General features: G+C 36.4%; 16 protein-coding genes. 8 read left to right on the plus strand and 8 right to left on the minus strand.

The window, feature by feature from the left end; genetic code table 11:
* The first annotated feature begins 132 nt into the window (after positions 1-132).
* Entirely contained in the window at positions 133-342 is a 210-nt protein-coding gene (locus AC27G3_RS14930) for a hypothetical protein (protein WP_487122892.1), read from the plus strand.
* Between the two features lie 168 nt (positions 343-510).
* Here AC27G3_RS14930 and AC27G3_RS14935 read toward each other — a convergent pair whose 3' ends face one another.
* The 4 genes from AC27G3_RS14935 to AC27G3_RS14950 all read right to left on the minus strand — a co-directional run bounded on the left by AC27G3_RS14935 (position 511) and on the right by AC27G3_RS14950 (position 5,229).
* Positions 511-1,329 (minus strand): substrate-binding periplasmic protein, encoded by an 819-nt coding sequence (locus AC27G3_RS14935; RefSeq protein WP_487122894.1) that lies wholly within the window; start codon positions 1,327-1,329, stop codon positions 511-513.
* 282 nt (positions 1,330-1,611) lie between these two features.
* Positions 1,612-3,081, minus strand: coding sequence for a carbon starvation CstA family protein (locus AC27G3_RS14940; protein WP_487122896.1), 1,470 nt, complete (start codon positions 3,079-3,081; stop codon positions 1,612-1,614).
* A 212-nt stretch (positions 3,082-3,293) separates the two neighbouring features.
* Positions 3,294-4,481, minus strand: coding sequence for a JmjC domain-containing protein (locus AC27G3_RS14945; protein WP_487122897.1), 1,188 nt, complete (start codon positions 4,479-4,481; stop codon positions 3,294-3,296).
* Positions 4,482-4,623: 142 nt separating this feature from the next.
* Positions 4,624-5,229, minus strand: coding sequence for a DUF1294 domain-containing protein (locus tag AC27G3_RS14950; protein ID WP_487122899.1), 606 nt, complete (start codon positions 5,227-5,229; stop codon positions 4,624-4,626).
* Between the two features lie 238 nt (positions 5,230-5,467).
* Here AC27G3_RS14950 and AC27G3_RS14955 point away from each other — a divergent pair, with 238 nt between their 5' ends.
* Genes AC27G3_RS14955 through AC27G3_RS14965 form a run of 3 tightly spaced genes read left to right on the plus strand, consistent with a single transcriptional unit; the run spans position 5,468 to position 8,741 of the window.
* Positions 5,468-6,565: a hypothetical protein gene (locus AC27G3_RS14955; RefSeq protein WP_487122901.1), complete on the plus strand. Its 1,098-nt coding sequence runs from the start codon at positions 5,468-5,470 to the stop codon at positions 6,563-6,565.
* 9 nt (positions 6,566-6,574) lie between these two features.
* Complete coding sequence (locus tag AC27G3_RS14960; RefSeq protein ID WP_487122902.1) at positions 6,575-7,648, plus strand: hypothetical protein; 1,074 nt, start codon at positions 6,575-6,577, stop codon at positions 7,646-7,648.
* Between the two features lie 10 nt (positions 7,649-7,658).
* Positions 7,659-8,741 carry a lipase family protein gene (locus tag AC27G3_RS14965; protein WP_487122903.1) on the plus strand — a complete coding sequence of 361 codons (1,083 nt, stop codon included), beginning with the start codon at positions 7,659-7,661 and terminating at the stop codon, positions 8,739-8,741.
* Here the strand turns inward: AC27G3_RS14965 and AC27G3_RS14970 are convergent.
* The 3 genes from AC27G3_RS14970 to AC27G3_RS14980 form a co-directional block, all read right to left on the minus strand.
* Positions 8,730-9,242, minus strand: coding sequence for a YgjV family protein (locus AC27G3_RS14970; RefSeq protein ID WP_487122905.1), 513 nt, complete (start codon positions 9,240-9,242; stop codon positions 8,730-8,732). The two genes, AC27G3_RS14965 and AC27G3_RS14970, sit on opposite strands and share 12 nt — an antisense overlap.
* Positions 9,243-9,409: 167 nt before the next feature.
* Entirely contained in the window at positions 9,410-9,988 is a 579-nt protein-coding gene (locus AC27G3_RS14975) for a Crp/Fnr family transcriptional regulator (RefSeq protein ID WP_487122907.1), read from the minus strand.
* A gap of 117 nt (positions 9,989-10,105) precedes the next feature.
* Positions 10,106-10,999: a dienelactone hydrolase family protein gene (locus AC27G3_RS14980; RefSeq protein ID WP_487122908.1), complete on the minus strand. Its 894-nt coding sequence runs from the start codon at positions 10,997-10,999 to the stop codon at positions 10,106-10,108.
* 229 nt (positions 11,000-11,228) lie between these two features.
* Here AC27G3_RS14980 and AC27G3_RS14985 point away from each other — a divergent pair, with 229 nt between their 5' ends.
* The 4 genes from AC27G3_RS14985 (at position 11,229) to AC27G3_RS15000 (ending at position 13,107) form a co-directional block, all read left to right on the plus strand.
* Positions 11,229-11,843 (plus strand): NADPH-dependent FMN reductase, encoded by a 615-nt coding sequence (locus tag AC27G3_RS14985; protein WP_487122910.1) that lies wholly within the window; start codon positions 11,229-11,231, stop codon positions 11,841-11,843.
* A gap of 31 nt (positions 11,844-11,874) precedes the next feature.
* Complete coding sequence (locus AC27G3_RS14990; protein ID WP_487122911.1) at positions 11,875-12,291, plus strand: VOC family protein; 417 nt, start codon at positions 11,875-11,877, stop codon at positions 12,289-12,291.
* A 125-nt stretch (positions 12,292-12,416) separates the two neighbouring features.
* The gene (gene arfA, locus AC27G3_RS14995; RefSeq protein ID WP_487122913.1) at positions 12,417-12,602 is read left to right on the plus strand and encodes an alternative ribosome rescue factor ArfA; all 186 of its coding nucleotides are present in this window, start codon (positions 12,417-12,419) and stop codon (positions 12,600-12,602) included.
* Positions 12,603-12,684: 82 nt separating this feature from the next.
* Positions 12,685-13,107 (plus strand): hypothetical protein, encoded by a 423-nt coding sequence (locus tag AC27G3_RS15000; protein ID WP_487122915.1) that lies wholly within the window; start codon positions 12,685-12,687, stop codon positions 13,105-13,107.
* A 30-nt stretch (positions 13,108-13,137) separates the two neighbouring features.
* Here AC27G3_RS15000 and AC27G3_RS15005 read toward each other — a convergent pair whose 3' ends face one another.
* Positions 13,138-13,350, minus strand: coding sequence for a cysteine-rich CWC family protein (locus AC27G3_RS15005; RefSeq protein WP_487122917.1), 213 nt, complete (start codon positions 13,348-13,350; stop codon positions 13,138-13,140).
* Positions 13,351-13,597: the final 247 nt, after the last annotated feature.

The raw sequence follows: 13,597 nt of genomic DNA on the forward strand, positions 1-13,597 counted from the left end.
TCGCTAGTCGGGGCTTTTTATTTCCATCAAATAACGGTAATTTATGAACTTACATTACGTAAAAGGAATTCATTAAATTAGCCAGACACTTTAAGAGAGTTTGAAATTAATGGAACGGTTTTTACTGGTGATATGGTTGCTGAACGAACAACATATAGTAAAAACTCGGTTAATAAATATATTAATGAAAAGCTATTAGATAAATATGTTTTTCATGCTGGTTCTCGTGCACAGTACCGTTGCGAAGGAATAGCGGTACTATCAAACGAAGAGTTTCTCGCAGTAATGAGCCAGTCAGCTTATTGTTTTTGTGGCGTTAAATTCTTGTCTGAAAGTCAGTAAATAACAAAACAATGTTGTCTTTGATATCAAAGTCTAGTCTATAAGTTCCGCTAATTACTAAAAGGAGAGAAACTTTATTGAGTAGAACCGAAATGCAGGAACTGGCAAGTGAATTTGAAGCTGATTTATTGAAGTTATATGACTCACCAATATTGACGCTAAAACAATCTAGTAATTTGCACTGCCGTTTAAGCACATGGGAAACTTTTCTTGCTGCGAAGAATTTACTGTTGGGGCATCTATATAGCTTTCTATAATTTTCTGAATGCTCCCATCTTTTTTCAGTTGGGTGAGAGTATGTTGAAGTGTATTAATTAGCTCTGGTTTCACCTTTTTGTTTAACGCTAAATAGTTTCCTTTTAATGCTTTATCATTAAATTCTAAGACTGGCGTTACATCATTGAGTGTTAAACCAACATGGGCTAATTGTGATTTTAAGGTTAATGAGGAACCGATAATTAAATCTAACTTGCCCATTGCAAACATGCGAGTGTCTTTATTTTTTTCAGCAAAAGTTATAAAGTGTTTATCTTTTTCTAACCCTAAGCTTTCTAACGTTTTTTGGTAGATATCTTCACGCATAATACCAACAGAGTAGTGCTTTACCGATTGTGAATTTGTAATCTGTATATCTTCCCTAGAAGATAACTTGTAAAAACACGTGTTGCCATACACCAAAGGACCTACCCATAGAAAACTAGTTTCTCGTTCAGTTGATCTTGAAGTTGAAAATACTCCGGAGTTATCTAACCTTAAGGCGTTTTCATATGCTCTACTCCAAGGTAATGAGGTTAAATGGCAGGTTATATTTGAGCGTTTACATGCTAATTTTACAATATCGAGGTTGATTCCCTTTAACTTGCCATTTAACGTGTAATTAAAAGGCGGGAATTGTTCTGTGTATAAATTAAGCTCGTTACCACGCAGGTCAATACTGTAGAGCATTAGTATGAGCATAATGATTAATTGGTTATGAGGCTTATTCAACTGACACTTTCTCTATATAATTAGTCGTTATTTAAGAGTAGCAATATAACTGTATTTAAACTAGGTCTGTAGATTTTTAGGCCTAGAGTAAATATGTGTTTGGTAAGTGTTTTGTTTTTTTTCAATAAAAAATTTTGATATTTAGCCATTGCTCATTACTCCATCACAAGGGGTCAGAAACAAGTGAAGGGTATTTTGAAAGCGGGGGTTGTTCTTAACAGAATATTTTATCAAGGTATTTTATAAAAGCAGTGTAATTAACACTGCTTTTTAATGCCAAACTTAAACTGAAGCCACACTTGATTGTTTTTTATGTGCCATTAGTAATAATATAAACGAAAGCACAGCTACTACTGCACCAATCAATTTTCCATGCTCCATGGGTAAATTAAAGCCAATGCCTGCGGTCATTATATAAGAAGCAGAAACACTCGTGCCAATAATGGCAGGTATGCTCACTATCCAATGGAAAGTGCCACGGTCAAATAAAAACTTAGTGGCAAGCCATAATACGCTGGTAGAAAGTAGCATGTTGGAAAAAGCAAAGTAGCGCCAAATAATTGAAAAATCTAATTTGGTCATGAAATACGCAATAATCAAAATAGGTACTGCTACCAATAAGCGATTACGTAAACTTTGAGAGATATTAAATGCATCCACTAAGGTTAAACGTAATGAACGAAATGCGGTATCACCAGAAGTAATTGGGAATATCGCCACGGCAATAATCGCCATAATTCCACCAAGCACGCCAAGGTAACTGTTTGCTATGTGGTTAACGACTAAACCTGGACCACCTTGGTCAAGTAGCGATTTTAACTCAGAGTAACCTTCTGGGAATGCTGCTATACCTGCTAATGCCCATACACAGCCAACAATACCTTCACACATCATAGCGCCATAATAAACAGGACGAACATATTTTTCATTGGTTAAACAACGGGCAATAATAGGTGCTTGTGTTGAATGAAAGCCGCTAATGGCACCGCACGTTATGGTGATAAATAATAAGGGCCAAACAGGAAGACCGTCAGCATTAGGCTCTAAGAAATCATGACTGTAATGATCGGCATTGAAGTAGCCCCAAAAATCACCTGCAACAGGGAGATGAGGTGCGTTTACAAGTAATGCAATGGCAATTAGTGAGGTCATTACTATCATCAACAAACCAAAAAGCGGATAAAGTTTGGTGATTATTTTATCAATAGGTAATAACGTCGCTAGTAAATAATAACCAAGAATAACTAACACCCAAAAGGTATTTCCGGATAAAAAAGTGCCTTCGAAATAACTTAAATTACTTAACAAACCTGCAGGGCTCATGATGAATACCACGCCAACAAAAAAGAGTAGCATGGTCGTGAAGACCAGCATCACCCCTTTAAAATAAACGTTGTAATAATGGCCAGCAATTTCAGGTAAACTTTTACCATCTTCTTTTATGCTCATAACACCCGAGAAGTAATCATGTACCGCACCACCTAAAATATTGCCTAATACAATCCAAACTAGTGCTACCGGGCCATATAAGGCACCAAGAATGGGGCCGAAAATAGGACCAACACCAGCAATATTTAAGAATTGAATAAGAAAAGCTTTAACCGGATGAATAGCAACATAGTCCACACCTTCTTCAAAACGTACTTGAGGCGTTTTTACGGTATGATCGATTCCCGCTTGTTTTTCTACAAAGGGGCTATAAAACTTATAACCCAATATTAATAACGTGAGGCAGATAAAAAAGATAATCATGAGGGTGTTTTACTCCGTTTCATTAGATTAATTTAGCAAAATGCATAATAGTTAGTTGGCTAAGTAATACTTTTGTTAGTATTACCTATTTATGGCTAGCCCACATTATTTTTTATTTTTCTGTTAACAAACATCAGCCAAAAAATGTATCTTAAAGAGAAATAGCGTTTGTTGGACATACGGATGTAAGCTTGTAACAAGTATATGTGTTGCTATTCGACCACTTCAAGAAAGCCATTAGAGAGCAATTTATTGGTTAATGATAGACGAATATCATCACCCACATTCCCCGGAATTTGATGCACAAAAAAAGTGGAAGTATTCATAATAAAGCGCATACATTCTTCCACCCTTTTGTGTATTAACAATTGCTCGCCAGGTTGTCTGAAGTCAATTATATCTGCAGTTGTTACCAGTTGAGCAACGGCTAACGGTGTATGTTTAACTTGAGTTGTAGGTGAAATTGGTTGCACTATGCTTGCTTGTGTAAGTTTGGGTAGATCGAAAATCATTCTGGATCGCCTTAACGCTAGAGCATCACGAATGAAAGCGTCAGACTGAATTTGAGTGTTAAGTTTATCGATCCCAGATTTGATTTGTTCAACAATTGCCGTTAAATTTTTCTTTTGTGCTAAGTCATCGGCTCTTACGCCTAAGTCAGCTCTTAGTGGTTTATTAAGCTCGGAAAGTTGATCTAAGACACTGTTAATGGCATCTCGCACAGTAACAGGAACAAAACCAATTGAAAGATGGATAGACTCACTTGTAGAGTGCACTGTATGTGTGGTGCCTCTAGGAATGTAAAGCAAATCACCTTGTTTGACATCGTATGTGCTGTATCGGCCTAATTCAGGAGGCTGTTCTGCATGGCTTTTCCACTTATTAGGCAGTGATGCGGGTTCGTCAGAAATATACCACTTTTTACTGCCCCTTAACTGAATAACAATTACATCAACCTCGTCGTGGTGAATCGGCGCTTTTGCATCGGCATCACTCCAAAAGACAACCACATCGACAGGAGTTTCTAATATCACTTCCAATGCCCGATTAAATTCGTTTAATGCAGGTGACAAGTTTGACGCGTCAGGAACGCGAACGGTATAGCCTGTTTTATGGTATTCATTAATTAACGATTGAAAAGCTTGCGGGCTTTCAACTGCTTTTGCTTTGGGTGGGGCAACGGTTGCTGTATGAATATGTGAGGTGAGTAAAGGGGCATGTTTTTCATAGGTACTAAGAATAACGTCTTTGGGAAAGTGACCAAGAATATTGGCTCGAGGGTGATCTTCATTATTAAGAAGCGCTAAAGGTTTATGGCCAACAATTTGATTAAAAAAGTCTTCGTAAGAATATGGGCTAAGAATACTCGAAAATATATTCTGTGCGTCTGTTAATGTCATAAATAATCTGTCTTAGGTTTGGCTTATATTTCAATAAAAAATATTTTTAATAAATGTGTGCTATGTCACTCAAAAATTTAACACTACCACCTGTAATTATAAAGTGTTTTAACTGAGAGTAGTTAGCAAAGCTGAACTAGTGTTACTTAAAAATGTTTAACATTTGAGCGCCATAAGCAGATAACAACCATACTAAACCTAAACAATTAAGAATCACCGTGAACCAGAAGGTTACTCTGAATTCTCTTTTTTGAGATTTATGCCTTAATGTTTGTTGAGCAATAGCCGCACCGGGCCAACCGCCAATAACGGCAAATAAATGTAAAGTACTTTCTTGCGTACGCCACTCATTGCGTTGAGCTTTAGATTTATCAAATGCGTAAGTAATAAAGGTAACAAGGCTTAAGCCCAAATAGCCTAATAGCAAATTTTGAGGAATATAGTTCATCATAAATGCAGCCATTAATAAGCATAAAAAAACAACAGCAAGATAAATTGAAAATTTGTTCACGTTTTTAGCTTGTTTTTTCGTTAATTTTTCACCCGAAAAAGTCGCATCATTCGCGCAATATCGCCCTTGCTTATCTTTAGTAATAGAAAAAGTTATCACATCACTAATTTGCGGTGTACGTTGGCGATTAGAAAACGCTGTTTTATGAATAAAAACATGGTCGCCACCGCCATTAGGTGAAATAAAACCAAAAGCTCTGGTTTCATCCCATTTGATTAACTTCCCTTTTAATCGCATTACATTTAATCCTTTACCGCTGACTTGTATGCGTTATACACACTCTAAATAATCCCTATATTTTGCCATAAATAATCAGGTATGGGGTAAACTTGAAATTAATTTTTTTTAGACTAAAGTTTATTAAGTATAAGGAGCAATAGTGACTTAGTTGCTGAATTATCAAATGGATGTTTTTAGCTTTCTTCGATTTGTTTGCAGTTTGATTGCATAACTTAAATCAACCTAGGAAAGCGTGATGAACAACAAACCAATCGTCTTGCTCATTCATGGAATGGGCACTCACCTACCCGGCAATATCACTCAAGAGTTCAAAAAAGGATTAACAGAATCTGCCTCTTTTTTAAATATCGCAGATTTTAATCCTGACGAAGAATTTGATTTTGAAGAATTTAATTACTCTGAATATATTGATGAAAAAAGAAATGAAATGGGCGATGAAGCCACAGCAATAACAGAGTACTTGGTTGCAGGACCTTTATTTTTACAACGAATGTTATCTTTTCAAAGTCAATTGAAAGAAGATTCATTCTTATATACGCACTGGTTAGATGTAGTTTTATATTGTTTGTTTGGCACACTAAGAGAAACTATTTTAGCGCGCTGCATGAATAAAATTCTAACGGTTTTAAAGGCAGCAAAGGATAATCCAGACACTTACCGGCAAGTTATTATTGTTGGCCATAGTCTAGGCACCGCGGTATTGCATGACGCACTAACCAAGCTATATTTATTCTCGTCTGAGCCTGATCGACCAGATCATATTCGTTTTGCTAATTATCCCATTGATGGCCTTTGGACAATCGCTAATGTCTCTCGTATGACGCAACTGATTACCAAATTAGAAGATCCAAACCATTCAATTGTCAGAGACAATAACAATGCACATGATGGCGTCGCCCATCTTTTTTATCCTGTTTATAATCAATACGATCCCTTTACCGTATTTAAGCGTTTTGCCGTTGACCCACAAGTAGGCGATCTGATCCGCACCAACGAAATACGTAATATTGGCGATAACGAGCTTAATGTTAACCCGCACGACTTGATGGAGTATTTAGCCGATCCTGAAGTTGGAGGCATTTTTCTTGCAGAATTTTCGTCGTTAACTATAGGAGCGAGCCAAATTCAAAAAGCGAAGTCAGCTTATAAAAAAACGACGATTTCAGGTCCTATTTCCGACAAGTATAGTGCCGTAAAAAAGGCATTAAAAGAATTAGAAGCCCAAGTAGACCAAGGTGCTAGTTTAATTAAAAAAATAACGTTAACCATTGAAATATTTGAACACGTTAAGGAAGCCTACGATCTGTTGAAAACACTCAAGGCTAAACAATAAGGAGGCATAATGAATATTTATAAAAAGCGTATCCAATTGATAGTACTGTTCATTATTGCAATTAATAGCCCTTCAATTTTGGCACAAGAATTAACTATTGCTGATGAGCAATGTCCTTTACCCGAATTATCCACAAAACCTGTTTTAGCAAAACTTTACGATTTATCTCGCGATTTTGCCCTTAACACTTGCAAGGCGATGCTAACAGATGATGTGAGAGCGGTGAAAGATTCGACATTTTTAACAGGAGGCTTAACTGAAGAAGTAAGGCAAGAAGCTCTCAGTTTTTATAGTACCTCATTCCCAGAAACTAGCTTCCCTAGCGTTAAAGAAGCTAAGTATTTGTGGGCCGCCTATCAATACCCCGAAACACTACAAATGAATACGTATGAACTTACATTGGCATACCCGCTTGGGCGGAAACTCAGATTCAGTGGCCCTAATGCAGTGAATTTACCGACATTTACTAGCACCGAAGAAACAGAAGCTCAGTGTTTGTCATTGGGTTATAGCAGCTGTAAAGATTTCTTTAGTGAAATAGAACGCGTCGGTCGTATTCAAAACCATTTCATCAGAAAAAATAGTTCAGATAAAGCGCTTGCTGGTATTAGAGACAAAAGTCGTGCGTGGGATAAATTTAGTGATAACTCGAGATTTCAAACACCGGTCGATATTTTTATTACCTCATGGCTTTATCATAAAGAGTTATCAGATGGCAGAAATTTAAAGTTACCACCAAGTAGCCAGTATTTTTTACTGCATCCGAGCGTGGTTATTGATCATTTTTCGGCCGCGCAAGCAGGCGATAAAACAGAGTTGAGCCTTGCGCTAGAGTGGGCAGGCTTTAACCGTTGGGATGCTAAAATTCCGTGGGGTGTGTCAATCGCTTCCGTTTATTCCGATAGAGCCTCGGGAGATTCAGTCGGTCATGGGTTGATGTTTCATGTCTATAACAATTTTAGTTTTGGTTTTGCCAACAGAGGCAGTGGCGATAATAGTTTTTATATTAATATTGAATTTATGGATTGGTTTGGTGAAAAACAAGGAAAGTATAAATCGTATAAGAAAAATGTAGGCCTATAGAGGAATTAACATGACAAACGGTATATTTTCAGCAGAAGAACAAGAGGTAAGCCAACATATTTTATCCCTTAAATTGCCCAATTATCGAAAAGCATACAGCGATAAAACGGCGTTTATTATGGCAAGCTTGTGCGAACTTTCGTATATCGTTTGGGAATCAAGATTTGAAGGGTTAGATAAAAATATAGCCGACAAATTTCAATCTCATGTCATTGATAAATTATCTAATAGCAGTAATAAAAAATTTCTGACAGATTATGTTGTTTCGTTACTCAAAGACACTAGTGAAAGCAAAACTATGTTAATTGAAATGCTTAAAGATTTTGCGTTTCAGGTAGATGATGAGTTGTCATGGATTTCTGATCCTGAAACCGACACGCAAGCCTTTATTACTTTTAACGATGAATATACGGTATTGGTGTTTCGAGGTACAGAAGCAACCAGCATTGGGGATATAAGAACCGACACCCGAGCAAATCTAATTACCAGTCCATCAAATGGATTAGTTCATGAAGGGTTTCAAACGGCTTTTAACAGTGTTTGTGAGACAATAAATCAACGTTTACAATCAGCACAATTAAAGGGTAAACCGCTATATATTACAGGCCATAGTTTAGGTGGCGCGTTAGCGACGATTGCCACTCGAGATATTACCCCCCCAATTCATATTGCCGCATGTTATACCTTTGGCTCACCAAGAGTGGGTAACGAAAACTGGATAAACCGAATTAAGTCACCTATTTACCGGCTAGTTAATGCTGCCGATTCTGTCACTATGCTACCGCCAGGCGCTATTGCAATATCAGGAATTTCATTTGTTTTAGGTTTAATCCCTTCAATTGGCGAAAAGCTAAAAGCTTGGTTATCTAAATATAATGGTTATGTGCATGCAGGGAATATGCGCTATTTAACCAATTGCGTACCTAATGATTTTCAAGAAGTAAAACTCCTTTACAGTGTCAGTTTTGCCTATCGGATTGTTGCGGTTATCCAACACAGTCTTTTTAGAGAGCTAGCGTCGGATCACAGCATTATGGTTTATCGAAAAAAGTTAATGGTTATTGCTAAAAAGCGTAATAAATCAGTAATTTAATTTGTTTGTGTTAGGAGAAATATAAAAACGATAATAACCGATAAAGTTACTCGTGATAAATAGGGCCTCCATAATGACAGCTGTCGGAGAGCCAACTAACACATTATGTAGTAACCAAAAACTGGTGCCAATAATCATTAATTGCCGTAATTTTTTATCGTTTTGACAAAAAGCCGCAATGGTTTGCATGCTAGCTCCGGCAAAACTAATTAAGCTAATAACGCCAACGTAAGTAAAGGTAGTTACTACCATAGCGATAGAAATGAAAACTAACATCACCAATTTTGACGTCGTAAATACACTTAAAAAGTAGCGAGTAACAGCAACTGCCATTAATCCTGCGGCAGTATATTGTTCCAGTAAAAAAAAGTGGCTAGAAATTAACACACCAGCAATTGATAAACATGCCACGATTTTTCGCCGATCTTTAAATTGAAAAGAAGCTAAATCAAATATTATTGCAACGCCTATTAACAACTGTGACCAGTAAAATGCAGACATGTCAGTTTCTCTATGGACTTAAATACAACCAAAGCATGGTTAAATTAAGTATGAACTTAGAATATAATAATGAGGCGCATTATGAATAAACTAGACAGTGTGATAATTAACTTAAGTTAATGTCTCTCAATTAGTTTGCTTGAATCTTTAATGTTTTAAGAAATGGCTCACTTATTTCGCTTATTAATTCTATTTTTTATGCGGGATAAGCTTATTGGAGTGATACCAATATAAGTGGCTAATTGCTTATTGTTAAGGCGCTCGATCCATAGTGGCGAGTGATTAAGTAAATGGAGGTAGCGTTCTTCAGGATTTTTCAATAATAAAAAAACCTCTTTATCTTCTTTGTACAGTAACTGTTGTTCAAGTAATGTGACTTTCGTTAATAACCAGTTAGGTTGATTAAATAATGTCAGTGGAATTTTGATGATTTCGCTATCGTTTACCGCTTCAATTTGGTAATTAGCGGGCGAATTCGTGAGCCAGCTTGAATATAAAAAACACATTTCGTCTTGAAAATAATATTCTTTACAATGCTCACTACCGTTTGTCGAATAGTGAATAGCTTTTAAAATGCCTGACAAAATAAAATAACCGTACTCCTGTTGTTCTCCTTGGCGAAGCAGTACATGCTGCGAGTTAATTGTAAAATGCTTACATTGTGGATTTACTTCATTAATGATGGTGCTTTCAATATTGAGTTTGTTGAAAAAGCTATGAAGGGGGCTAAGTGCTTTGTGAGTCATAAGTACATACTAAGGAGGAGCTTAACATTGATTATATTAGGTTACGAAAGGAAGACAAATTTAAAAGAAAAGCAAACGCAAAGTTGAGTTCAACATTGCGTTTTGTCTTATTGTTCATTAACTACGCAGTTTCTCATTAAAGAATTCAAGTGTACGACTCCAAGCGAGCTCTGCATTCTTTTTGTCATATCTGGCAGTAGAGTCGTTATGGAAACCATGCTTAGCGTTTTTATAAATGTAGCCTTTAAATGGCACATGTAATTGGCTCAGTGCTTGTTTATATTCAGGCCACGACTTATTAACGCGTTCATCTAATTCACCCAACTGAACTAACAATGATGCATTAATGTTTTTCCACAATTCTTTCTTGGCAGGCGTTCCATAGAAAGGAACACCTGCTGTCAGCAAGTTTGATTCAATAGCGGCCAAGTAATTTACGATATAACCACCAAAACAAAAACCTACTGCGCCAAGTTTACCATTACTATTTTCATGACTTTTTAAAAATTTAGCAGCAGCTACAAAGTCATGTTGGATTTTAGAACGGTCCATACCCCTTTGCATTGCTCGGCCTTCATCGTCATTGCCAGGATAACCTCCTATTGGAAATAAGGCATCGGGAGCAAATGCAATAAACCCCGCCTTAGCTAGTCGCCTTGCAACGTCTTTAATGTATGGGTTTAGTCCTCTGTTTTCATGCACAACCAACACAACAGGTAATTTACCTGTTTTATTTGTTGGTACGACTAAATACCCCTGGCCTTTGCCGTAACCTTGAGGAGAGTCAAATGTTTCGTAACTCGCTTTGATGTCTTCATCATTAAAAGAAACTTGCTCTGCCAAGGCATAATTAGGCAGTAATGCTGAGGTTAAAACACTCATTGAATAGCCTACTGCTACCAGTGTGCCTAACTTTTTAACAAAGGTTCTTCTATCCATCCCTCCGTGAGCGTAATCGTCGTACCAATCAAATGCTTCTTGAGGGATATCTGTTTTTAATTTTTGTGACATGTCGTTAGCCTATAAGTGAGGTTTATTGGTTTATTTGAAGCATTAGCGTTTTGTATCTAATTATAAAATTATAGCCATTCTGGGGATTTCGCAACTTTTTACGTTTAATTAACGTTTATTTGAGTTGAAGTGAAGCGTCACTATATAAACAAAAAAGTTTATATAGTGTTTACATTAATATCTAAATGTTTTACTTTATATATTAATTAATAAACAAAAAGGTTTTCATATGAAGTTAGTTATCATTAGCGGTAGTCAACGAACAGGGTCGCAAAGCGCTAAAGTAGCGCAATATCTAGAATGTCATGCTGATATTTTTGATGAAGTGAGTCACATTGAGCTTTGTCGCTACCATTTGCCTTTTTGGGATGGTGATGAGGTTAGTAAAAATGATAACTCTTCAGATTGGCAGCATATTTGTGAGCAACTTTCACAAGCAGATGGCTTTATTTTGATTACTCCTGAGTGGGGCGGAATGGCAACTCCTATCTTAAAAAATTTTTTACTTATGGCTACCACCGCTGAAACAGGACATAAGCCAGCGTTAATAATTTCTGTAGTTAATGGCATTAGTGGTGCTTATCCTATTGCAGAGCTAAGGATGAATGCTTTGAAAAATAACAAGTTGGTCGCGATACCCGATCATCTAATTATTAGGAATGTTGAGAACGTTCTTAATTACCCATCTGATTCTATACTTGAACAACGAGAGATTAATTTACGGGGGCGTATTGGGTATTCGTTAGCTATGCTGCATCAATATTGCCATGCCTTAACAATGGTTAGAATTAATACCTTAAGTGATCGTTATCCCAATCAACAAGAATATGCCTACGGCATGTAGCTTTCAACGATAAACAAATAAAGGAAAAACTATGTTACATATTGAGCATTTAAATTTAGTGGTAAGTGATATTTCTAACACGCTTAGTTTTTATCAAGCTGCGTTTCCTCATTGGTCGATTAGAGGGGAAGGTGAAGATGAGTGGTCAGGCAAGCCAAGAAGGTGGTTGCACTTTGGCGACGACTATCAATTTTTAACCTTCAATGATAATGGTGTTGATAGCAACAGAGATCTCAGTGGTCATCAAGTTGGCTTAGCGCATTTTGCTTTTGTAACAACTAACCTAGAGGCGTTAATCAATCGATTAGCAAAAGCAGGTTTTTTTGTTGATAAAGAAGGGCCAGAAGATGCCTACCGAAAAAATGTTTATTTTTTGGATCCAAGTGGCTTCGAAGTTGAATTTGTTGAATATTTAAGTGATTTACCTAACCAAAGAAATCGATATTAAAAGGATATTAAACTAAAGATTTGCTGTTAATCGATAATTTCATTATGGAATACTTATTGAGCTAATATATAATGCTGCTGCAATATATACCTAGGGTAGGTGTATTTAATATAATGAGAGTAAAAATGAAATCAAAGAAAAAAGCTGTAGCTATTGATATAGGCAGAGGCACGATTAAAGATAATTTTCTTGCCGCAATCGTGACTTCTACAGTATATAAAGTACAGGTAGTAAAAGCGAAAAAAGGCAAAGGAGCTTTCCAACGCAAAGCAAAACATAAGGAACAAGAACCTTATTTAATAATCGCTTAAGTTACACTGGTAATATTAAGTGATTATTAAATAGGGTTTTTATCTTATTAGTTAACGTAATAACAACAAAAAAGGAAATATTATGCGTGGAGCAGGTGGAACATCAGGCGGCTTAGGCCAATTTTTTATTGGTTTTATTATGATGTGTGGCGGCTTTTATCTGTTGCTCAATGCTATTTCTGTTTCATCAAACTTTGGTATGGGCGCACGACTCTATGGGTTTTCGGCTTTTGGTGGCAATTACAGTATTACCAGTGGCTTAATTATGATCCCATTTATTTTTGGTGTTGGTATGATTTTCTACAATAGCAAAAACTTTATAGGTTGGTTACTTGCACTGGGTTCGTTAACGGGACTGATTTTTGGTGTTATTTCTACTATCCGATTTAGTTTTAAAAGTATGAGCGCTTTTGATCTAATTGTTATTTTAGTTTTAGCTATGGGTGGTTTAGGTTTGTTTTTACGCTCGCTTAAAAGCATGGACCCTGAGCCAGCCGAAAAATAAATTTTTAGTCTTCATTAAACGTCAATAAATTTATACCACACTCTTGCCAAGTTTGAATTTTTCAATACAAGCTTGGCAAATACAACGTTTACCTTTTTCTTTTGATGGCACACTTTTGATCAAACCAGGTGGCACGGGTTGATCAAAACACCAGCAGCCGTTTTCATTATTCACATCACACAAATTTTGGCTTTCACAGATGGGACACTGCAGAGCTGTTGCATCTGAATTTTTTATTGTCATCTATTAAATCTCATCATTATTTAAGCAGTATTATTGATAAATTATATCTGTTATTTGATCAAATGTTTGTTTAATCGAAGTAGCTTGGGTGCTTTGATGGAAAAAATCGTAGACAAAAAAAGCCGATAACAAGGTTATCGGCGTAGTTAGCTATGAGGAAAGCTAGAATAAAATATTTCAACAAGCGTTCGTGTTTGGGAACAAGAGCATTATAGAGTAACCACTCTAACCTTGTAAAGTAAAATAT

This window comes from Colwellia sp. SU-HH01217, from assembly GCF_057543495.1.